At 45.8% G+C, this 21829-nt stretch carries 19 protein-coding genes; all 19 read right to left on the bottom strand.

The annotated features are described in order from the left end of the window. Positions 1-23: 23 nt before the first annotated feature. On the bottom strand, positions 24-1922 hold the full coding sequence (locus tag G590_RS0105260; RefSeq protein WP_022764628.1) for a heavy metal translocating P-type ATPase: 1899 nt from the start codon (positions 1920-1922) through the stop codon (positions 24-26). 30 nt (positions 1923-1952) lie between these two features. Then, the gene (locus G590_RS0105255; RefSeq protein WP_022764627.1) at positions 1953-2171 is read right to left on the bottom strand and encodes a cation transporter; all 219 of its coding nucleotides are present in this window, start codon (positions 2169-2171) and stop codon (positions 1953-1955) included. A 35-nt stretch (positions 2172-2206) separates the two neighbouring features. After that, positions 2207-2566 carry an ArsR/SmtB family transcription factor gene (locus G590_RS0105250; RefSeq protein WP_022764626.1) on the bottom strand — a complete coding sequence of 120 codons (360 nt, stop codon included), beginning with the start codon at positions 2564-2566 and terminating at the stop codon, positions 2207-2209. A gap of 82 nt (positions 2567-2648) precedes the next feature. Beyond that, positions 2649-3647 (bottom strand): pyruvate kinase, encoded by a 999-nt coding sequence (gene pyk, locus G590_RS0105245; protein WP_022764625.1) that lies wholly within the window; start codon positions 3645-3647, stop codon positions 2649-2651. Then, positions 3640-4296 carry a TVP38/TMEM64 family protein gene (locus G590_RS0105240; protein WP_022764624.1) on the bottom strand — a complete coding sequence of 219 codons (657 nt, stop codon included), beginning with the start codon at positions 4294-4296 and terminating at the stop codon, positions 3640-3642. Before G590_RS0105240 ends, pyk begins: the two co-directional genes overlap by 8 nt. After that, positions 4277-4657 (bottom strand): hypothetical protein, encoded by a 381-nt coding sequence (locus G590_RS0105235; RefSeq protein WP_022764623.1) that lies wholly within the window; start codon positions 4655-4657, stop codon positions 4277-4279. Before G590_RS0105235 ends, G590_RS0105240 begins: the two co-directional genes overlap by 20 nt. 59 nt (positions 4658-4716) lie before the next feature. Then, complete coding sequence (locus G590_RS0105230; protein ID WP_022764622.1) at positions 4717-9243, bottom strand: PolC-type DNA polymerase III; 4527 nt, start codon at positions 9241-9243, stop codon at positions 4717-4719. Positions 9244-9251: 8 nt separating this feature from the next. After that, positions 9252-10310: a flavodoxin-dependent (E)-4-hydroxy-3-methylbut-2-enyl-diphosphate synthase gene (gene ispG / locus G590_RS0105225; RefSeq protein ID WP_022764621.1), complete on the bottom strand. Its 1059-nt coding sequence runs from the start codon at positions 10308-10310 to the stop codon at positions 9252-9254. A 5-nt stretch (positions 10311-10315) separates the two neighbouring features. Then, a complete protein-coding gene (rseP, locus tag G590_RS0105220; protein ID WP_022764620.1) occupies positions 10316-11368 on the bottom strand; it encodes an RIP metalloprotease RseP in 1053 nt (350 codons plus the stop codon). Continuing rightward, on the bottom strand, positions 11368-12519 hold the full coding sequence (locus G590_RS0105215; protein ID WP_022764619.1) for a 1-deoxy-D-xylulose-5-phosphate reductoisomerase: 1152 nt from the start codon (positions 12517-12519) through the stop codon (positions 11368-11370). Before G590_RS0105215 ends, rseP begins: the two co-directional genes overlap by 1 nt. Positions 12520-12537: 18 nt before the next feature. Continuing rightward, positions 12538-13362, bottom strand: a complete 825-nt coding sequence (locus G590_RS0105210; RefSeq protein ID WP_022764618.1) for a phosphatidate cytidylyltransferase — start codon at positions 13360-13362, stop codon at positions 12538-12540. Continuing rightward, positions 13359-14078: an isoprenyl transferase gene (locus G590_RS0105205; protein ID WP_022764617.1), complete on the bottom strand. Its 720-nt coding sequence runs from the start codon at positions 14076-14078 to the stop codon at positions 13359-13361. Before G590_RS0105205 ends, G590_RS0105210 begins: the two co-directional genes overlap by 4 nt. Before the next feature lie 175 nt (positions 14079-14253). Next, the gene (frr, locus tag G590_RS0105200) at positions 14254-14805 is read right to left on the bottom strand and encodes a ribosome recycling factor (protein WP_022764616.1); all 552 of its coding nucleotides are present in this window, start codon (positions 14803-14805) and stop codon (positions 14254-14256) included. 18 nt (positions 14806-14823) lie between these two features. Further along, positions 14824-15519 carry a UMP kinase gene (pyrH, locus tag G590_RS0105195; RefSeq protein WP_022764615.1) on the bottom strand — a complete coding sequence of 232 codons (696 nt, stop codon included), beginning with the start codon at positions 15517-15519 and terminating at the stop codon, positions 14824-14826. Positions 15520-15537: 18 nt separating this feature from the next. After that, a complete protein-coding gene (locus tag G590_RS21620) occupies positions 15538-16524 on the bottom strand; it encodes a polymer-forming cytoskeletal protein (RefSeq protein ID WP_022764614.1) in 987 nt (328 codons plus the stop codon). Between the two features lie 29 nt (positions 16525-16553). After that, entirely contained in the window at positions 16554-17495 is a 942-nt protein-coding gene (locus G590_RS0105185; RefSeq protein ID WP_022764613.1) for a polysaccharide deacetylase family protein, read from the bottom strand. Between the two features lie 78 nt (positions 17496-17573). Next, positions 17574-18068: a CinA family protein gene (locus tag G590_RS0105180; RefSeq protein ID WP_026493942.1), complete on the bottom strand. Its 495-nt coding sequence runs from the start codon at positions 18066-18068 to the stop codon at positions 17574-17576. Position 18069: 1 nt separating this feature from the next. Beyond that, on the bottom strand, positions 18070-20412 hold the full coding sequence (feoB, locus tag G590_RS0105175) for a ferrous iron transport protein B (RefSeq protein WP_022764611.1): 2343 nt from the start codon (positions 20410-20412) through the stop codon (positions 18070-18072). 2 nt (positions 20413-20414) lie between these two features. Beyond that, positions 20415-21728, bottom strand: a complete 1314-nt coding sequence (locus G590_RS0105170) for an aminotransferase class I/II-fold pyridoxal phosphate-dependent enzyme (RefSeq protein ID WP_022764610.1) — start codon at positions 21726-21728, stop codon at positions 20415-20417. Positions 21729-21829 lie beyond the last annotated feature (101 nt).

The following is a 21829-nucleotide window of genomic DNA, read 5'->3' as shown; positions in this document are numbered from 1 at the left end:
ATACTCCCCTCCAAAGAGAACTCTCAGTCGGTCTTGAGCGCCCTCATAGAGTTAAGTATTGCTATTACTGCTACTCCTACATCTCCGAATACTGCAAGCCACATGGTGGTAAGACCAAGTGCTCCCAGAACCAGGATGATGAGCTTAACTGCAAGCGCAAAGACTATGTTCTCTTTTACAATCCTTATGGTCTTGCGCGCTATCTTCATTACAGCTGAAATCTTGCTGATATCATCGTCCATGATAACAATGTCTGCTGCCTCAATTGCAGCATCAGATCCCATGGATCCCATGGCGATTCCGACATCTGCTCTCATAAGCACGGGAGCATCGTTGATACCGTCGCCCACAAACGCAAGCCTGTTACCATTATCGCCTTTTGAGAGCATTTTTTCAACTGCACTGACCTTATCAGCAGGTAGAAGTCCCGCCTTAACGTCATTTATACCAACCTGATCAGCCACATGTCTGGCTACCTCTTCATTATCACCTGTGAGCATGACTGCTCTCTTTACTCCAAGCTCGTACAGGGCTGCGATTCCCTCTTTTACCCCGTCCTTGATGGCATCGGCGATAACAATGCTGCCAGCATAGGATCCGTCATAGGATACGTAAACCACAGTGCCTGCGGCCTCATCCAAAAGACCTATTGATGCCGGAACGTCAATGAGCTTGTCATTGCCAACCAAAAGCTCTTTGCCCTCAAGGATGGTCCTGATACCGTTTCCTGCTATCTCTTTGGTCTGAGATTCATCTACGTGAGAAGCATCAGGCTTCTGGCCTTCGTTCCTCTCCATGTAGCATGCAAGAATGGATCTTGCAATCGGATGATTGGAGTACATCTCGCCGTAAGCTGCAAGTGAAAGAAGCTGATCTTCTGTAATGTTACTCTGAGTGGCCGGAACAATTTCCGAAACCTTAAACTCACCCTTTGTGATAGTACCTGTCTTATCAAAAACAACCGTGTCTACCTTGGATGCAGCCTCAAGGAAGTTGGATCCCTTGACAAGGACGCCCTTCTTGGAGGATGCTCCGATTCCGCCGAAGAATCCAAGAGGAACCGAAATAACAAGAGCACACGGACATGAGACTATAAGGAAAATACATGCTCTTCTGATGCTGTCCGAGATAGCGAGCTGTCCGAATATCGGAGGAAGAACTGCAAGGAGCACTGCTCCTACCGTAACAACAGGTGTGTAATATCTTGCAAATCTTGTGATGAAGTTCTCCATTCTGGACTTCTTGTTGCTGGCGTTCTCAACCAGATCAAGGATCCTTGCAACTGTGGAGTCCTCATAGGCCTTATCTACTCTCACCTTGAGAATTCCCTCACCGTTGACGCATCCGCTGATGACGGCATCTCCCTCAGCTGCCCTTCTGGGAACAGATTCTCCTGTAAGAGCTGCGGTATCAACAAAGGATTCACCTTCAATAACAGTTCCGTCCAGTGGGATCTTCTCCCCTGCTCTTACAAGAATAATATCACCTACGCTTACTTCCTCTGGATCAACTTCTGTAGTCTCTCCATCTTCGTTTACCAGATTTGCAAACTCAGGAGCAATACTCATAAGGTCTGTAATGGACTGTCTTGACTTGCCGACAGCGTAGCTCTGGAAGAGCTCTCCAACCTGGTAAAAGAGCATTACGGCTAAAGCCTCTGAGTACTCGCCTATTCCAAATGCTCCGAATGTTGCTATCATCATCAGGAAGTTCTCGTCAAAGACCTGTCCGTGGCTTATGTTAATAACAGCCTTTCGAATGACGTCATAGCCGATGATCCCATAAGGAACAAGGTATATGATCAGCTTCACAAACCAGGGAAGCGGTTCCATTATGCCGATCTTATCAAGTACCAGCAGGATGACAAATATTGCAAGTACTATGAGTATTCTGTTGCGGGTCTTTTTTTGTTTCTTAGTCATAAATCATCACTTCCTTTTCAGGACAATTGTTTAAGCTGTCTCTATCTCGCAATCCGGCTCAACCTTTTTGCAGGCCTTGACTGCCGCATCAAATACACTGTCAAAAACGTCGTCAGCAGCCTCAAGTGTAAACTTCTGAGTCATGAAATTAACTCTTGCGCTTACAACGCCGTCGATCTTCTTAACCGCATCCTCCATCTTAGCTGCACAGTTTGCACAGTCTACCTCACACTTAAATGTTTTCTTCATAATATCCACCTTTCTGCCCTCATAAGGCTCATAATTTACTCTTCAATATGGTTGATTCCCTGGTCGATGATAGTTCTTACGTGGTCATCTGCCAGGAAGTAAATAATCTGTTTGCCCTCGCGTCTGTTTCCAACGAGCTTGCTCTGCTTAAGTATCTTAAGCTGATGAGATATTGCCGACTGAGTCATGTTAAGGCTGTCAGCTATATCACATACACACATCTCTTCTTCAAACAGGGCAAAGAGAATTCGAATCCTTGTGGAATCACCGAAGACCTTGAACAGCTCTGCCAGATCATAAAGCTTGTCATCATCAGGCATCTCTCTGTGTACCTTCAGTACCACATCTGCATGTTTGTGCACTACATCGCAGTGCTCTACATCACCTACTGACATATCATCTTCCTTTCATTTCAACGTATGAATAATTGTTCATATGTTGAATATAAAACAAGTGAATGCATATGTCAATACACATTCACTTATTTTTTCTTGCTGTCTCTACAGTTTTTCTCATATACCTTATAACATCTGTCGGATACTCGCCTATTGCTGTCTCTCCAGTAACCATGACAGAGGATGCGCCGTCGAGTATGGCGTTGTAGATGTCGCTGACTTCTGCTCTGGTGGGAACTTTGCTGTGTTCCATGGATGCGAGCATCTGGGTTACTACCATGAAAGGCATCTTTGCAGCGTTGCACCTGCGAGCGATGTCTTTCTGAACTCCCGGAAGTTCCCAGAGAGGAACTGCGTTTCCTAGGTCGCCTCTTGCAATTATTACTTCATCTGCATAGTCAAAAAAGCTCTCGAGATTCTCTACGCCTTTGGTGTTTTCTATCTTGGCGTAAATCTTAATTTCATTGCCACCGTTATTATCAAGAACTTCTCTGAGCGTCTTAAGGTCCTCTGCGCTTCTTACAAAAGGCTGCATTACGCCATAGATTCCAGTCTGACAGGCGAGTTTGATATTCTCTATGTCGCTGTCTGTAAGAGCCTGCATATCGACTGACCTGCCAACGATAGCGATGCTCTTTCTGCCATAGAGCGTGCCACCTCTTGTGATTCTGACCTGAACTTCGCCTTGCTCAACTCCAATTACAACTGCAGCAATCTTACCGTCATCAAACAGGATCTCACGATCGGGTTCAAGAGCTTTAAGGATTCTTTCATCCAGAGAAACAATGTCTTCCCCAGAATTTGAGGTACCTCCAAATCGAAGGACATCTCCATCCTTCAGACCAAGCGGTTTTGCCAGCTTACCGATTCTCAGCTCCGGCCCCTGCATATCTATCAAAATTCTGGGGCTTACTCCATTTGCGGATGCAGCTCTTTTGACCTTATCAAGGTCCTCAAGGCAATCCTTAAGCATTATATGGGACAGATTGATCCTTATGCCAGTCATGCCCTCCCTGAACATCTCAGAGAGCACCTTCTCATCTCTGCAGCTGGGTCCCAGCGTTCCAAACACGTCAACCATTCTTCTTTTTCCTTAGATAGATAAAAGCTCCTACATACACAAGCACTGCGAAAACCCAACCGGCTGCGATAAGGCCATACTGATTATTAACAGCCTTTTCAGCTCCCAGGGTGTAGATAAATATCTGCGCAAAACGCATGGTAAATGTAATGATAAACCACTTAGAAATGCTTTCTTTGGTGTAATAGCCAAGCCATGCGTAGTTATCCTTTGGCAGCGGAAGGAACATAAATATGATATGAGTCAGAACAGGATTGTGGCCTTCTGCCAGTTTCTCCACATACTCAATCTTGTCCTCAGGACACAGATAGCAAAGCACCTTCCGGCCTATCTTTTCACTGAAAATAAAAGCCAGAGTATTGGCAAGGGATGCAAACAGATCACATATAAGTGCAGCCTTCAGTCCTCCCCAGACAGCGCCGGCAGCCAGATAAAAAGGCAGTCCCGGAATACAGGTAGAAAAGGTCTGAAAAAATACAAGCGCCCCAAAGGTCAGTATTCCTGCAATACCCTTGCTGTCTATGTAACTCTTAAAAGATTCTATGTCACTAACAAAAGCTATCATGGGCCTTCCAATAAAGACATATATACATACCAGGAAGCCCAAAAGAATGCATATTGGAAGGATCTTAAATTTTGAATTCTTCATAGAGGTCAGGAAGTCCCTTCTTAAGCGCTCTGTTGAACTGGCCTTTTATCCTTCCAAAGCTCAGCCATCCGATAAATCCAAAAGCAACTACTAGAAACAGTACAATTGGAGCAAACATACTTATCAAAAGTGGTATATCCAGCGCTCCGTTCTTGCTGAAATTGGCTAATGAAGAAGCTGTCATCAGAATAAACATAGTCGCCAGCAGCGCACATGCCAGATTAAATCTCTTCTTCACAGGTTCAATATATTCAACAACATTCTTGCGAAGCCTGATAATATCTCCCCTCTCAAGCTGTCCATTTGAAATCGCACTAATAGCTTCCTTTGTAAGCATCTTAGTGGTAAGTGTTACTCCCATTAAATAAATTTCCTCCGAAATATCTTTTGTTCCATTCAGGACTACAGCGCACCAGCCTGTCAGAATCCCTTCATCAGGTCGAACAGGCTTATCTGATTGGAATCCGGAATATCTCCCAAAAGTCCCATATCGGCCATCTTGTCGATAACAGTCTGAGGGCACTTGGTCCTCTGGCGGAAGTCGTCCTTAGAAAGGAACGGTCCGTCCTTGGCTGCCTCAACGATCTGGTCCGCAGCCTTCTCACCCATACCGTCAATACTTGTAAGAGCAGGCATGATCTTATCTCCGATAACCTGGAAATCTCTGGATTTAACCTTGAAGATGTCGATCGGCATAAACTCGATGCCTCTCTCATACATCTCCTCTACCAGTCTCATATCTCCGTACTCTGCCTGCTGAGCGTTACTAAGCTCGTCCTTGCGGCTTAAATAATCCTTCATTATGCTGTGAAGGTGATTCTCACCCAGACACATATGCTCATAGTTGAAGGCCTTGGCTCTGATAGAAAACCATGCTGCATAGAAGGCCTGTGGCATATAAACCTTAAAGTACGCAATTCTCCATGCCATCATAACGTAAGCAGCCGCATGGGCCTTGGGGAACATGTACTTGATCTTCTCACAGGACCAGATATACCAGTCAGGTACACCGTGGTCTATCATGTCTTTTTTCCAGGCTTCCCAGTTGCCCTCTTTGCCCTTGGCTACCTTACCCTTACGTACTGCCTCCATGATCTTGAAGGACTCAGACTTATCAAGTCCCTTCTGGATCAGATAGATCATGATATCGTCACGACAGCAGATACAGGTATCAATTGTTGCCTTGCCCTCCTGGATCAGGGTCTGGGCGTTTCCGAGCCAAACGTCGGTACCGTGTGAAAGACCTGAAATCCTTATAAGGTGGGAAAGAGACTTGGGCTGCGCATCAATAACCATCTGCATGGCAAAGTCTGTACCAAACTCGGGAAGTCCGAGACATCCGAGCTTGGTTCCGCCAAGCTGATCGGGCGTTACGCCAAGAGCCTCTGTATTCATGAAAAGACTCATTACCTTCTTGTCATCCAGTGGCACAGTCTTGGGGTCCATTCCCGTGCAGTCCTGAAGGAATCTGATCATGGTAGGATCATCGTGTCCCAGGATATCGAGCTTAAGAAGGTTGTGGTCGATTGAGTGGTAATCGTAATGTGTCGTAATAGTCGCCGTTGTCATATCATTGGCAGGATGCTGAACAGGACAGAACGAGTTGATGTCCTCTCCCACAGGAAGAACTATGATTCCACCCGGGTGCTGGCCTGTACCACGTCTTATGCCGGTGCATCCCTGGACGATCCTGTTGATCTCACTCTTTCTCTTGCTGACACCGATTCCGTCGTAATACTTCTTAACGAAACCATAAGCTGTCTTATCCGCAAGTGAAGCAATGGTTCCGGCTCTGAAAGTCTGTCCGTAACCAAAGATAACCTCTGTATATTTGTGCGCCTTGGACTGATATTCTCCCGAGAAGTTAAGGTCGATATCAGGCTCTTTGTCTCCCTTGAATCCAAGGAAGGTCTCGAAAGGAATGTCGAATCCGTCCTTATAAAGCTTGGTTCCACACTTGGGGCACATCTTGTCAGGCATATCACAGCCCGAATTACCGCCAAAAGCAAGAACCTCCGGAGAATCAAAATCACTGTATTTACAGTTAGGGCACACGTAATGCGGGCTTAAGGAATTAACCTCCGTAATACCCGATGTAAACGCAACAAAAGAAGATCCGACAGATCCTCTGGATCCTACCAGGTATCCGTCTTCGTTGGACTTCCAAACCAGCTTCTGGGCAATGATATACATAACCGCGAAACCGTTCTTGATGATTGAATTAAGTTCCCTCTCAAGTCTCTCCTGTACAATCTCAGGAAGATTTTCACCATAGATCTCATGGGCTTTGTCGTAACAGATCTTGGTAAGGATCTCATCACTGTTTTCAATGACGGGGGCGCACTTATCCGGACGAACCGGTGAAATGGAATCGCACATATCCAGGATCTTTCTGGTGTTATCAATTACGATCTCTTTTGCCTTCTCACCGCCAAGATAATCGAACTCAGCCATCATCTCGTCTGTGGTCCTCAGATACAGCGGTGCCGGCTCCTCATCATTCATACCCTTACCGGCCATGATGATTGTTCTGTATATCTCATCCTCGGGATTAAGGAAATGCGCATCGCAGGTGGCAACAACAGGCTTATTCCACTGCTCACCGAGCCTTACGATCTCCTTGTTGATCTCCCTGATATCATCGTCGCTATTGATGTCCTCATATCTCTCTGACTCAACCATGAAGTGGTTATTGCCCACAGGCTGTATCTCCAGATAGTCATAGAAGCTTACAAGTCTTGCAATCTCTTCCGGTGGTCTTCCCTCAACAACTGCACCGTACAGCTCTCCCGCGCAGCATGCACTTCCGATTATAAGACCTTCTCTGTATTTGATAAGCTCACTCTTAGGAATAAGAGGGAATCTTCTGAAATAATCTATATGAGACTTGCTGACAAGGGTATAGAGATTAACCCTTCCCAGTGTATTCTTAGCAAGGATAATGCAGTGATTGGGACGAAGATGCCTTATCATCTCAGGTGTTGGCTTGCCAAGTATATTGACCTGAGTCAGATCCTCTGCCCCCTGCTCTTTGAGCATAGGTACAAACTTGTTGAAAATAAGCGCAGTACACTCAGCATCATCTACAGCTCTGTGATGATGTCCCAGTACAATATTCAAAGTCTTGGCCACTGCGTCCAGAGTATGCTTGGCCTGCAGCGGGAAGAAATATCTTGAGAGCCAGAGCGTATCAACGGTAGTGTAATCAGCATCGATACCCAGCTCCTCGCAGTTCTGATTTATAAAGCTTATGTCAAAAGACACATTGTGTCCCACCAGTACTGCTCCCTCGCAGAACTCTACGAACTTCGGGATGATAACTTCTCTGGTAGGAGCGCCGATAACCATGTCATCGGTGATACTGGTGAGTTTCTCAATCCTGTACGGAATAGGAACCTGAGGATTGATAAACTCTGAAAATCTGTCTACAATCTCGCCGTTTTTAATCTTAACGGCACCGATTTCGATGATCTTGTTCTTGATAGGAGAAAAGCCCGTTGTCTCGATATCAAATACAACAAAGGTAGTATCATCAAGCTTCTGCCCCTTGTCATTTACAACAATTTCCTTAAGGTCATCTACTACATATGCCTCAACGCCAAGTACAAGCTTAAAGAAATCCTGTCTGTCCAGAGGAGGCTCTCCTGCCTCTTTGCGCCTTGATTTCTCGTCCTTGTAAAGATCTTCCCAGACGTGATTGGCATCGGTAAGAGCCTGAACAACACCGTGGTCTGTAATGGCAATACCCGGCATTCCCCATTTATAGGCCTGCTTTACAATATCTTTTACCTCTGAAACTCCGTCCATATCACTCATCTTGGTATGGCAATGGAGCTCAACTCTCTTCTCATCAGCAGTATCAACTCTCTTGACGGTAAAGTCAGGAATCTTCTTGACTCCCACAACAGACTGGATTGAGAGTTCGTGATCAAACTTATCAACTGCAGCGATTCCCTTGATCTTAACGAAGGCTCCCATCTTAATATCCTTGGTTATAGCGGGAACATCTGCAGTATTAACAAACATCTTGACTGCTATTGAATCCGTAAAATCGGTAACAGCAAAGATAAGAATTGTCTTGTCATTTCTGATATCTCTTGAATCCCACTCGATGATCTTGCCGTGAATGGTAACTTCACCAAGCTCGCCCATAAGGTCAACCAGCTTCATGGCCTCATCATCAAAATCTCTTCCGAAAAGTACATCCGGATTATCGCTTCTCTTATAGCTTCCGCCGAAATCTCTTTTGCCAAAAGACTTCTGAGCGCCCACCTTAGAAGGTGCTTCAGGTGCCTTACTCTCGGCCCTGGCAGGCGCAGCCTTCTCAGCAGCCTTGGCCGCCTTTTCAGCTTCCTTCTCTGCCTCCTTCTCCTCCATTGCCTCAAGCTTTTTAGCCATCTTGGCAGATTCCTCGGAGTAATCGGGCTCCTTATCCTCTTTTTCAACTTCGACAAATTCAGGGGAAAGAACTACTGAAAGTCCGCATCTGTCATTAAAGATCTTGGAGAGCACGCGGATAAGGTCAGGGGCTTTCTTTTTGCCCACAACGCTGTCTTCCAGCTGCATGATGACATTACCCTGATCAGGGTACAAAAAAGAAGCCGAGCGAAACAGACTATACTCCATATGGTCATAGTCTTTTAGCTCAAGCTCAATGCTCTCTCTGTATATATCCAGAAGGTTCTCCGGCGTGTACTGCGCCGAAAGCGAGAACTTCTCGTATATCTTGATGGTTATATCCTGGTTGCCAAAAAGCTGCTTCTTGATGCTGTTCTCAGTTTTGATGATGTCAGCTTTATCGATCAGCTTGTTGCTGGCAATGTAAATTCTTATAAAATCCTGCTTCCTGGTGGTTGAAACCTTTACAACCTCAGTTTGCCCCATGATATCGCCGGTGTGTTCATCCAGCTTAAGGGCAGGAAATACTTCAAAAAAACTCTTCCCCATAAAAACCTTTACCTAGGCCAATTGTCCAACTCTTCCTTTAACGTAGCGAGCAACTGGTCTTCCTTAACCTTCTTAACTACTTCTCCGTTTTTAATGAGCAGGCCTTCTCCCACGCCGCCTGCAATTCCGATGTCCGCCTCTTTGGCTTCTCCGGGTCCGTTTACTGCGCAGCCCATAACTGCAACCTTGATGTCGAGGTCATACCCCTGAACCATGGTCTCAACCGCATTGGCAAGTCCGATAAGATCGATCTTGGTCCTTCCGCATGTAGGGCATGATACAACTTCAATTCCGCCGCTTCTCATTCCCAGAGTCTTAAGGATCATCTTGGCTGTCTTGATCTCCTCAACAGGGTCCCCGGAGAGAGAAACTCTTATGGTATCTCCGATTCCCTTGTTAAGGATGATTCCAAGTCCTATGGACGACTTGATATTTCCTCCGTAAACAGTTCCGGCCTCTGTGATTCCGACATGAAGCGGATATCTGCACTTCTGAGCCAGAAGCTCATGAGCCTCTACGCAGAGCATTACATTTGAAGACTTGATGCTGACAACCATGTTGTCATAGCCAAGATCCTCGATAATTCCAATCTTATCAAGGGCAGACTCAACAAGTCCCTGCGCTGTAACGCCGCCGTATTTCTCCACAAGGTCTTTTTCCAAAGAGCCGCTGTTAACGCCGACTCTGATAGGAATACTTCTCTCCTTGGCACAGGAAACAACAGAAGCTATCCTGTCCCTGCCACCAATATTGCCGGGGTTGATCCTGATCTTGTCTGCGCCGTTTTCCATGGCTGCAATAGCCATCTTATAATCAAAATGAATATCCGCAACAATCGGGATATGAATCTGTTTTTTGATCTCGGAAAGAGCCTTGGCTGCTTCAAGTGTAGGCACGGTACTTCTTATGATCTCGCAGCCGGCCTCCTCAAGTCTCTTTATCTGGGCAACTGTTGCTTCAACATCCTCAGTCCTTGTATTGGTCATGGACTGAATGAGGATGGGATTGCCTCCGCCGATTACTCTGTCGCCAATATGGATTACCTTTGTGTTATCTCTGTAGGCCATGTAAATTACCTCGTAAATTTGCTAATATCGTTAAACAGTACAAATACCATCAAGGCAAGCAATGCCACCATTCCGATCATGTGAACAAAGCCTTCCTTCTCAGGTGGTACGGGTTTTCCCACAATGACCTCGATGAACTGGAATACCAGCCTTCCTCCGTCAAGAGCCGGGATTGGTAAAAGATTCATTACTCCCAGGTTAACCGACAAAAGAACCGTAAGTGAAAGCATTGTGAGAATAACTGCGGAAACACCGTAGGGCTTGACCTCCTCGTAGGTATCATCCACCATCTTGACCATTCCCACAGGTCCTGAGACATCGTCCTTGGAAAGCTTTCCTTTAACAAGAAGAGCAAGACTTCTGTAGGTTGTCTTGAAATAATAGCGGACCTCATACCATGCGTACTTAAGAGCAGCCGGTCCCTCTATCTTGCCGTACTCACCGAGATAAATTCCCATGTAGTAACGGCCCTCATCTTCACTGTATTTGGGTAAAAGAGTGGTCTCGTATCTCTGACCGTCTCTCTCATACACGATGTCCATCGGACTTCCCTCAGCGAACTGAGAGATCATGGTAACTTCTCCGGACATGTAAACTTTCTCACCGTCTACGCTTATTATTTTGTCTCCGGGCTGCATTCCTGCTTCAGCAGCTGCTGACTCCTCGGTCATCTTGTTGATGACAGGGAAATTCCAGGCTGAAAAGCTCACCAGAATAACTGCCAGAAGATAAGCGATAATAAAGTTTGCAAAGGGTCCTGCAAAAAGAGTTGCTATTCTCCTCCACACAGGGGCATTCAGGAATGAATGCTCATCGTAGCCCTCTTTCTCCTCAGCCACTGGATCCATGCCGTCAAAGACACATGCTCCGCCGATGGGAAGGAGTTTGATACTGTAGAGGGTCTCTCCCTTCTGCTTTTTCCAGATGGTTGGTCCCATACCGACAAAGAACTCATTGACCCTTATCCCGCCTGACTTGGCAATTATGAAATGGCCGAATTCATGGGATGTTACCAAAACTCCGAATATTATGAAGAATATTAAAACACTTACTAACATCAGATATTGTACTTCTTTCCGAGGAACTCATAAGTCTCCTGCTCTGCCGCAAGAATGGCAGCAACATCAGGATTATCCACCTTGTTGTGATGGCTCATTGCTTCCTCTATCATGCTGTAGATCTCAAGGTACTTGATATCTCCCTTTAAGAATCTCTTAACCGCCATTTCATTGGCGGCATTGAAAACTGTTGGCATACTTCCGCCTGCGCGGGCAGAATCATAAGCGAGCTTAAGGCCTCTGAAAGTGTCTGTATCAGGCTTTTCAAAGGTCAGGCTGTAAAGCTCAAAAAGGTCAAGTCTCTTTTCATGCATAGGTCTTCTGTCGGGATAGAAAAGAGCATACTGGATAGGCAGCTTCATATCCGGCACTCCAAGCTGAGCAATAACTGCTCCGTCCACAAACTGAACAGCGCTGTGCACAATACTCTGCGGATGAACAACCACCTGAATATCATCGAGTCCTACTCCAAAGAGCCACTTGGCTTCCATTACTTCAAGTCCCTTATTTACAAGTGATGATGAATCAATTGTGACCTTGGGTCCCATATCCCAGTTGGGGTGCTTAAGGGCATCGGCAGCTGTCATGTTTTCAAGCTCCGATCTCTTCTTGCCCCTGAAGGGTCCGCCGCTGGCTGTTAAAAGAATCTTTTCAACCTTGTCTCTCGGCTCACCGTTTAAAGACTGGAAAATAGCGCTGTGCTCCGAATCCACGGGGAGAATCTGTACATTCTTTTCCCTGGCAAGAGGCATGATGATATGGCCTGCACAAACAAGCGTCTCCTTGTTGGCAAGGGCAATATCTTTGCCGCATTCTATTGCTCTGATGGTGGGTCTGATGCCGATCATTCCAACCACCGCTGTAAGTACCGTATCCGCTTCCGGAACAGATACTATATCAAGAAGTCCGTCCATACCGGCCATTACCTTGATACCGGTATCTGAAATCTTGTCCTGAAGCTCCCCTGCTGCCTTTTCATCAAACATGCACACGAACTTAGGCTTAAACTCACGGACCTGTTTCTCTACTTCAGGTACACTTCTGTTAGCCGCAAGTCCAACGACTTCCAGCTCGTTCGGATTATTTCTCACAACATCAAGTGTCTGAGTTCCGATGGATCCTGTTGATCCGAGTAAAACTATCTTTCTCATATTAACATCCTTTAAAAATCATCTCATGAGAGGCAACATTACAGCTGCCAAAAAATAAATACATGGAATGACAAATATAACGCTGTCAAATCTGTCCATTATTCCGCCATGGCCCGGGATAAGTGTTCCGTAATCCTTGATGTTGTGATCACGCTTTATTCCGGATGCCAGAAGGTCTCCGATCTGAGAAATTATACTTCCCGCAAAGCAGATTATCATAAGACCCCAAACCGTAGCTATACTGTGAGTTTCATTCCTGTAGAGGATATAGCCTATTATCGCACCTACGATAACAGATCCCAGTATTCCTCCTATAGCGCCTTCAATGGTCTTCTTGGGTGAAAGGACCGGGGCCATCTTGTGCTTGCCGAATGATCTTCCCGCGAAGTATGCGCATGTATCACAAACCCACGCAATAAACGGTACCCACGCGAAGTATGCACCAAGATTTCTGATTCTGAGAAGGTATACAAAAGACATGTTCACCGGCGCATAAATAAAGCAGAAAAAGCAGAATATCGCCTGAGATGCCTTGAACCTCGGGAATGACACAACATAACAAACCATGATAAGGAAAAAGGCAAACATGATGGAGAAAATATAATACCTGTAGTCCTTAACAAGCATCATCTGGATATAATGAACCAGGATTGATGCGTATCCGCAGGCTTCCAGCATATTGATCCTGCCACTGCCCTCATGGACTCCCAATGCCCTTGTCAGTTCAAAAAACGCTATAAGTGATACTATCAAAAGTGCTGCCGAGAGTACGTACCCTCCCGGGATAAGTACTGCCGCCAGCACAATTCCAATTACAATTCCACTGATAACTCTGGTCTTCAAGATTCCTTCAGTCCTCCAAACTTACGGTTTCTGCCGGCATAAGCTTCTACCGCTTTTTCAAGCTCAGCCTTGTTGAAATCAGGCCATGCTACAGGAGTAAAGTAGAACTCCGTATATGCACACTGCCAGAGCAGATAATTGGATATTCTCTGCTCGTTGCAGGTCCTGATAAGAAGGTCCGGATCCGGAAGGTAATTGGTATCCAGATTATCAGCTATATCCTTCTCCGTGATATCTTCTGCCTTCAGCTCACCGGCTTCAACCCTGGCTGCAACCTTTCTGACAGCCCTTGTGATCTCATCCCTGCTGCCGTAATTGATGGCAATGGTGAATGTAAGTCCTGTGTTACCGGCAGTTGTATCCTCAAGCTCTTTAATTGCCTTCTGGATATCCTCTGAAAGCAGAGAGCGCTCACCGATAACACGGCAGCGCACATTGTTCTTCATGGATTTCTTTATACTGGTTTTGAGGTAATTACGCAAAATCGTCATGAGGGCAGAAACCTCTGCCTCAGGACGACTCCAATTCTCAGTTGAGAATGCGTATACTGTAAGATATTTGATTCCCATGTCCCTTGCGTCCACGAGAATGTCTTCAACAGCCTTGGCTCCCTGCATATGGCCATAGTTTCTGGGCATGCCCTTCTCCCTGGCCCATCTTCCGTTGCCATCAAGAATAATGGCTACATGTGCAGGAATATTATTAACATTGTCCATTTATATCACCCATATGACGGTATACGGATTGCTCCGCTTCACTCTCGCAATCCTGCGAACATTCGGAAATCGATCCGCTCATTCCTCGCGTATCTTTTTTCCTCATGTTCGCTCGGGTCTTGAAGTCATTGCATGCTTAACATGCAAGCATGTACACATGCATGACTTAATCCCCTTATACCGTCATAATTTCCTTATTCTTCTCTTCTACAGCTGCATCGATATCCTTAATGAACTTGTCGGTTATCTTCTGAAGCTCATCGTTAAGATCCTCGATCTCATCCTCTGAAACCTCGGTTCCCTTAAGTTTCTTGAGTGCATCATTGCCGTCACGTCTTACGTTTCTGACTGCAACCTTAGCATCCTCACCCTTCTTGCGGATATCCTTGGTGAGCTGTTTTCTGCGCTCCTCAGTGAGCTCAGGGAAAACAAGTCTGATCACAGCACCGTCATTACTTGGTGTGATACCAAGGTCTGATGCCATGATAGCCTTCTCAATATCCTTGATAAGTGTCTTGTCCCATGGCGCGATCTGAATGATCCTGGCCTCAGGGATAGATACGTTTCCAACCTGCTGAATAGGAGTAGGTGTTCCGTAGTAATCAACCTTGATCTTGTCGAGAACGTGCGGATTGGCTCTTCCTGCTCTTATTGATGCAAGATCGTCTCTAAGAAAGTCAAAGGACTTCTGCATTTTGTCATTAAAGTTCTTAAGTCTTTCGTTCATACCCTAAACCTCCCCTGGTTAATCTGTTGTAACGGTAGTTCCGTTGAATTCGCCCGTTGATGCCTTAACAATGCTGTTCTCCTCCTGGAGAGCAAATACTCGCATAGGCATGTGATTGTCTCTTGCGAGGATTGATGCTGTCATATCTACAACCTGCAGGTTCTTCTCAATAACCTCGTTGATTGAAAGTGTTGTATATCTCTTTGCATCAGGGTTCTTGGCAGGATCGCTGTCATATACTCCATCAATAGCCTTGGCAAGAAGGATATAGTCAGCATCAACTTCAATTGCCCTGAGAACAACTCCTGTATCTGTTGAGAAATAAGGATGTCCCGTTCCTCCTGCGAAGAACACAACCTGATTTCTTGCGAAATATTTGTTGGCTCTGTCCTTTGAAAAGAGCTTTGTAAATGAACCACACTCAAATGGAGTAAGTATATTGGTCATCATACCCACACTTCTGAAAATCTCAGATACATAGATGCAGTTCATGATGGTTGCAAGCATTCCGATCTGGTCAGCCTTGGTGCGATCAATATTCTCGCTGCTGCGTCCTCTCCAGAAATTACCTCCGCCAATAACGATACCGACCTGTGTGCCGTTATCTACAAGCTGCTTGACCTGAAGGGCAACCTTTCTGACAGTTTCCTCGTCAAAGCCTGTCTTCTTATCACCTGCCAGTGCCTCACCACTGAGCTTTAATAAAATTCTCATAATGTCTCCGTAATTAAATTATTTATTCTTAAGTCCCTCAAAGAACTCTGAAGGATTAACATCGGCATAAGCCTGTGAGCACATACCCTCGATAACAGCACCATTGTTGATCTGTACTGACTGAGATTTGATGTTGCCCATTACGATAGCTGTTGTATCAAGAACTACAGGACCGTGAACATCGATATCGCCCTTAACCGCACCTGCGATTACTGCGCTTGAACCATAGATGTTACCAACGATAACTGTGCTCTGGCCAACCTTAACGCTGCCCTTACTCTTGATCTCACCGGTGATTCTTGCTGACTCTGCATAGATCTCAGCTGCATCTGAATCTCCGTTGATCTCGCCTGTAATGTTGAGCTTGCCAAGACACTTGATATTACCTGTGATCTTACCAATAAGCTCAAGTGAACCTGTTGTGGCAATGTCGCCCTTGACGATCATACCTTCGGTAATGCTGGCAACTTCATCTGTAGGTGTCTGCTGTTCGAAATCCATAGTATCAAATCCCCCATTTCTTGTTATCATTTCTGTTTCTGCATTTTTGTCTGCAACATACTTGTCGATATGTGCAGGATTTATAGCCTCAAGTGCATTCTTGGGCTCTTCAACCTTGATCTCTTCCTGAGTCTGCTCCTCAATCTTTTCTTCGAGCTCACGGACTTCGTCAACGGCCTCAGCTACGTCTTCTTTGATTTCTTCTTTTATCTCCTCTTTAGCCTCAGCTACAGTATTGACAGCCTCATCAAGAGTCTCCTCAACTTCCTCTACAGCCTCAGAAACCTCTTCTACAGCCTCTTCTACTTCTTCCTTCTTTTCCTCTGCTGCCTCATCGAGCTTGATGTCATCAAGGCGATTGAGCATGCTGTCAAGGTCTACAGGCTTGGGCGCTTCTACCGGTGCCTTGTCTTCGTTAAGGCTCTCTGCCTCAGGCTTGTCCTCAGGCATAAGTGTGTTCACAGCCTGTGAGAGGTCGCTTTTCAGCTCAGAAAAAAATCCCATCTAGATATCCTCCATTCAATCTTTTTTCTTTAGTTGATATGTTGAACCGGTAACGTATCGTCGGTTATCGGTACTATCACTGTGTCTTCCATTGCCTGGATCGCTTCGATTATCTCAGGCAGTGCATCTACCGTGCTCTTCTTGTCAGCCGCATCGTGCATAAGGACTACGCAATGCTTGAACTTGGGCACGTTGTTAACTATATTGGCGTAAATAGTGTCCTTGTTGGCACCGGCTCTGTCATCTCCCGCAGACACATTCCAGTCAAAGAATGTGACCTCGGAATCCTCCAGATATCCTGTCAGCTCATGCATATCGACCTTGCTGACGGTATTGGAACTTCCTCCGGGGAACCGGTAAAACTTGGCCCACACGCCTGTTGTTTCATATAAAAAAATTCTTAGTTTATCCGTATCCTCCTTGAAAGAATCCAAGGAAGCATATAATTCGCTGTACTTGTGACTGTACGAGTGCATCCCAAGGGTATGCCCATCATTAACTATTCTCTTGTAAAGCTCTGTGTACTTGGCATTAGGTTTGCCACAGACAAAGAAGGTGGCCTTTACATCGTACTCATCAAGTATGTCCAGGATCTCATCTGTGTACGTACTTGGTCCGTCATCGAAGGTCAGATAGACGTATCTGGTGCCTTCTATATCTTCCGGATTCTGGGCGCCACTGACATCCACCGTGGCGTAATCCACATCCATTCCTTCTGAGTTTGTCTCAGACTGATCTGAACCATTTTCTCCCGGCTCCGCTTCTGAAGCCAGAATATCTCTCTCGCTGCCGAACTGTTCTCTGTACCATTCCAGATCGGCCATTGTCTTCTCGTAATCGGTATGCAGTCTGTCATATCTGACGGCGAGAATAACGCAAATACAAGTGGGAATAAGGCAGGCAGCTGCCACTGTAGTAACGATGAGTCTGCGCAAATATCGGATCCTTTTACTGTACTGCTTAGACTCCATTATTCCATCTCTTTCTTATAGTATGTAACCAAGGTATAGTATAGCATAGAATACCAAACACAAAAAGGTGTTTTTCGTTTACATAACACGTGCAATCTCATCTGCAATGGCACCTGCTACATAAAGCTTGTATTCAAATCTGCTATCCTGTACAGGTACCGAAATATGATAGCTCTGAGCACCATCTCTCCCTGCTATCGCAAAAAACACTTCTCCCGGCGTAGAATCATAGTTGGCGGGGTCTGCGTTGCCCATCGTACCTGTCACTCCGACCGAAATATCCGCATCATACGCCCTTCCTGCTGCCAGCGCCATCTCAAGTGCAGTCTCCTCAGAGTACACACCGAATTTCTCAATCACATCCGCCGGTACATTCTGCTTTATCTTGGCCTCATTTGAGTATGTGATAAAGGCCCCCTTGAGCACCGCAGAAGCACCTTCGGTGTCTGTCAAAAGAGATGCCACAAGCCCTGAAGTGCAGCTCTCCATCGTGGTGATCGTCAGCTCTTTTTCAATCAGAGTTTTTGTTATAAAGCGGAATTTATCCCGCACTTTCTTTTCCAGATCAGTCATATCAAATACCAATTGCAATAAATATAAATCTCAGGACAAATGCGACCATCCATGCAATCAGACTCTGCCACAAAACCACAGCAAGTGCATACTTACCTCCCAGCTCTCTCTTGATGGAAGCAATAGCGGCAACGCATGGGGTGTAGAGAAGCGAAAATACCAAGAGCGTAGCGGCGCCTGCGCTGCTGAGTGCATTCTGAACGCCTCCGTCAAAGAGGATGTTCATTGTTGATACAACGCTCTCCTTGGCGATAAATCCGGTAATGAGGGAAGTAACAACTCTCCAGTCTCCAAGTCCAATCGGCGCAAACAATGGAACAAGCACACTTGAAAGTACAGCCATTATGCTGGTCGAAGAATCCTCAACCATATTAAAACGCAGATCAAAGCTCTGCAAAAACCATACGCAGATAGTTGCAATAAGGATAACGCTGAAGGCTCTTGTAAAGAAGTCTTTTGCCTTATCCCAAAGCAGTCTTGCCACATTCTTAGCTCCGGGCATACGGTAGTTTGGCAGCTCCATTACAAAAGGCACCGCCTCGCCCCTGAATATCGTATTCTTGTAAACGAGGGCTGCAATAATACCGACAGCAATACCAAGAAGATAAAGGAGTACCATTACCAGTGCTGCCCTGTGCGGGAAAAATGCCGCCACAAAAAATGCATAAATCGGCACTTTGGCTGAGCAGCTCATAAACGGAGTCAGCAGAATTGTCATGCGTCTGTCTCTTCTTGACGGAAGTGTTCTGGTGGCCATAACCGCAGGAACAGTACATCCAAAGCCAATAAGAAGAGGTACAATACTTCTTCCGGAAAGTCCGATTCGCCTGAGGAGCTTGTCCATAAAGAACGCCACCCTTGCTATGTATCCGCTGTCCTCCATAAGTGACAGGAAGAAGAAAAGCGTAACGACAATAGGCATGAAGCTTAGCACGCTTCCTACGCCGTCAAATATACCGTCGAGTACAAGTCCCTGAATAGCCGCATTTACATGGGCTGCAGCCATTCCGGCCTCAGCAAGTCCCTTCAGATAGTCAACTCCCATCTCCATTATGTCCTGCAAGAACGCACCGATGACATTAAAAGTCAAATGGCATACAAGCAGCATAATAAGTATAAAGCACGGTATGGCCGTCCACTTTCCGGTGAGGATCTTGTCTATTTTCTCAGAGCGTATCCTCTCCTTGCTCTCCATGGGCTTGACAACAGTCTGCTCACAGACACGCTCAATAAAGTCATATCTCATATCAGCGATGGCTGCGCTGCGGTCCATTCCGCTCTCCTCTTCCATCTGCCTGATGATATGCCTTATCATCTCTTTTTCATTCTCATCAAGGGACAGCTTTTCCCTTACAATATCGTCGCCCTCAATAACCTTGGTGGTTGCAAATCTAAGCGGAAGGCCTGCCTTTTCAGCATGATCCTCAAGTATGGCTTCCACAGCATGGATTGCCCTGTGGATTGCTCCACCGTGATCTGTCTTTTGGCAGAAGTCCTGCTCAACAGGTTTTTCCTGATACTGTGCAAGGTGTACAGCATGTCGTACAAGCTCTGCCACACCTTCATTTTTGGAAGCAGAAATAGGAACTACAGGCACGCCAAGAAGCGTCTCCATTTTATTGATATCAACGGAGCCGTTATTGCCCTTTACCTCATCCATCATGTTGAGAGCAACTACCATGGGAACCCCCATCTCAAGGAGCTGCATTGTAAGGTACATATTTCTCTCAATGTTCATTGCATCAACAATGTTGATGATGGCCTTCGGCTTTTCTTCAATTACAAAATTTCTGGATACAATCTCCTCTGCACTGTAGGGAGACATGGAATATATTCCCGGAAGGTCCGTCACAAGCGTATTAGGGAAATCCCTAATAGGCCCATCCTTGCGATCCACAGTAACTCCAGGAAAATTACCGACATGCTGATTGGCACCGGTTAACTGGTTGAAAAGAGTAGTCTTGCCACAGTTCTGATTGCCGACAAGGGCAAATGTCAAAAGAGTTCCTTCGGGAAGTTTCCCTCCATCGCCCTCAACGTGATACCTGCCGTCTTCTCCAAGTCCCGGATGCTCTGAATTCTCAATTTCAGTTATTCTCTCATGCTTGTTGGCGCGCTCTTTGATCGGTTCAATCTCAATCTTCTCAGCGTCAGCAAGCCTCAGAGTGAGCTCATATCCGTGAATCTGAAGCTCTACAGGGTCGCCTAAAGGCGCATACTTAATAACAGTCACCTCCGTTCCGGGTATAACACCCATGTCCAGGAAGTGCTGTCTAAGCGCGCCCTCACCGCCAACGGCCTTAATGACCGCTGACTGACCAATCTTCAGTTCTTTTAGATTCATTATTAATCCATCTCCTTCAGAAGTCTTTCAGCAGCTGTAAGTCTTACACATACTGTAAAAATCTCCATAGCGAGCTTAAGATCCGGTAAGCTTGGAAGTGTCGGAGCAATACGGATATTTGAATCGTGTGGATCCTTGTGGTATGGATATGTAGCACCGGCTCCGGTCATGGTAACGCCGGCCTTCTTGGCTCTATCAACAGTAGCCTTGGCACATCCTTCAGGAGCATCAAAGCTGATGAAATATCCGCCCTTTGGTTTGGTCCACTCACCGACTCCGCAGGGAGTAAGCTCTCTGTCTAATATTTCAAGAACAGCCTCAAACTTGGGTCTTATGATGGCTGCATGCTTTCTCATGTGCTCCTTGAGGTTATTTATATCTCCGTTAAAGAATCTTACGTGACGAAGCTGATTAACCTTGTCATGTCCGATGGTCTGATAGTTGAGCTGAGCCTTGATCTCCTCTAAGTTGTTGAGGGATGTGGCAATGGCAGCAATTCCGCTACCCGGGAAAGTGATCTTGGAAGTTGATGAGAACTTGTATACCATATCAGGGCTTCCTGCTCTCTTACACTCTTCCAGGATCTCGATAAGATAATCCTGATCATCGTCATAGAGGTGGTGAACTCCGTACGCATTGTCCCAGAATATACGGAAGTCTCTTGCAGCGGGACGAAGACGTGCAAAACGTCTTACAGTCTCATCTGAATATGAATATCCCTGAGGATTGGAATACTTGGGTGTGCACCAGATTCCCTTTATGGATTCATCTGCTGACACAAGTCTCTCTACCTCGTCCATATCAGGACCTGTAGGTGTCATCTTGACAGGGATCATCTCGATACCAAAATACTCAGTAATGGCAAAGTGTCTGTCATATCCCGGTGAAGGGCAAAGGAACTTAACCTTATCAAGCTTGCACCATGGAGTATTGCCCATTACGCCATGTGTGTATGCTCTTGATACGGTATCATACATTACATTAAGTGAAGAGTTACCATAAATAATGATGTTCTCAGGTTTATTCTCCATCATGGCACCTATAAGGACCTTAGCCTCATGGATACCGTCAAGAACACCGTAGTTACGACAATCTGTTCCATCCTCACATGAAAGATCGGCCTCTGAGTTCAGCGCATCCATCATACCCATGGAAAGATCAAGCTGTTCTCTGCATGGCTTACCCCTTGCCATATTCAGGGACAGTTCCATCTCCTGATATTTTTTGTACTCGGCCTTGAGCTTAACAATCTCCTGCTCGAGCTCCTGTTTGTTCATCTCAACATACTTTTTTGTACAGCCTTGAGTCTGGGACATTTCTCTCTCCTCTCAATTTCACCACGTTAAATCACTAATATCTTCTAAAGAATATACCTCAGACTTCAAAAAGTTTCAAGGTATACAATTATACAAGCTGT

Source organism: Butyrivibrio sp. XPD2006, assembly GCF_000420865.1.
In the GTDB taxonomy this organism is placed as follows: domain Bacteria; phylum Bacillota; class Clostridia; order Lachnospirales; family Lachnospiraceae; genus Butyrivibrio.
This window is presented reverse-complemented; position numbering and strand designations above follow the sequence as displayed.

Coding starts and splice junctions, on each gene's coding strand:
- G590_RS0105260 (WP_022764628.1), bottom strand. CDS start 1,922: ATGACTAAGAAACAAAAAAAGACCCGCAACAGAATACTCATAGTACTT.
- G590_RS0105255 (WP_022764627.1), bottom strand. CDS start 2,171: ATGAAGAAAACATTTAAGTGTGAGGTAGACTGTGCAAACTGTGCAGCT.
- G590_RS0105250 (WP_022764626.1), bottom strand. CDS start 2,566: ATGTCAGTAGGTGATGTAGAGCACTGCGATGTAGTGCACAAACATGCA.
- pyk (WP_022764625.1), bottom strand. CDS start 3,647: ATGGTTGACGTGTTTGGAACGCTGGGACCCAGCTGCAGAGATGAGAAG.
- G590_RS0105240 (WP_022764624.1), bottom strand. CDS start 4,296: ATGAAGAATTCAAAATTTAAGATCCTTCCAATATGCATTCTTTTGGGC.
- G590_RS0105235 (WP_022764623.1), bottom strand. CDS start 4,657: ATGGGAGTAACACTTACCACTAAGATGCTTACAAAGGAAGCTATTAGT.
- G590_RS0105230 (WP_022764622.1), bottom strand. CDS start 9,243: ATGGGGAAGAGTTTTTTTGAAGTATTTCCTGCCCTTAAGCTGGATGAA.
- ispG (WP_022764621.1), bottom strand. CDS start 10,310: ATGGCCTACAGAGATAACACAAAGGTAATCCATATTGGCGACAGAGTA.
- rseP (WP_022764620.1), bottom strand. CDS start 11,368: ATGTTAGTAAGTGTTTTAATATTCTTCATAATATTCGGAGTTTTGGTA.
- G590_RS0105215 (WP_022764619.1), bottom strand. CDS start 12,519: ATGAGAAAGATAGTTTTACTCGGATCAACAGGATCCATCGGAACTCAG.
- G590_RS0105205 (WP_022764617.1), bottom strand. CDS start 14,078: ATGGACAATGTTAATAATATTCCTGCACATGTAGCCATTATTCTTGAT.
- frr (WP_022764616.1), bottom strand. CDS start 14,805: ATGAACGAAAGACTTAAGAACTTTAATGACAAAATGCAGAAGTCCTTT.
- pyrH (WP_022764615.1), bottom strand. CDS start 15,519: ATGAGAATTTTATTAAAGCTCAGTGGTGAGGCACTGGCAGGTGATAAG.
- G590_RS21620 (WP_022764614.1), bottom strand. CDS start 16,524: ATGGGATTTTTTTCTGAGCTGAAAAGCGACCTCTCACAGGCTGTGAAC.
- G590_RS0105185 (WP_022764613.1), bottom strand. CDS start 17,495: ATGGAGTCTAAGCAGTACAGTAAAAGGATCCGATATTTGCGCAGACTC.
- G590_RS0105180 (WP_026493942.1), bottom strand. CDS start 18,068: ATGACTGATCTGGAAAAGAAAGTGCGGGATAAATTCCGCTTTATAACA.
- feoB (WP_022764611.1), bottom strand. CDS start 20,412: ATGAATCTAAAAGAACTGAAGATTGGTCAGTCAGCGGTCATTAAGGCC.
- G590_RS0105170 (WP_022764610.1), bottom strand. CDS start 21,728: ATGTCCCAGACTCAAGGCTGTACAAAAAAGTATGTTGAGATGAACAAA.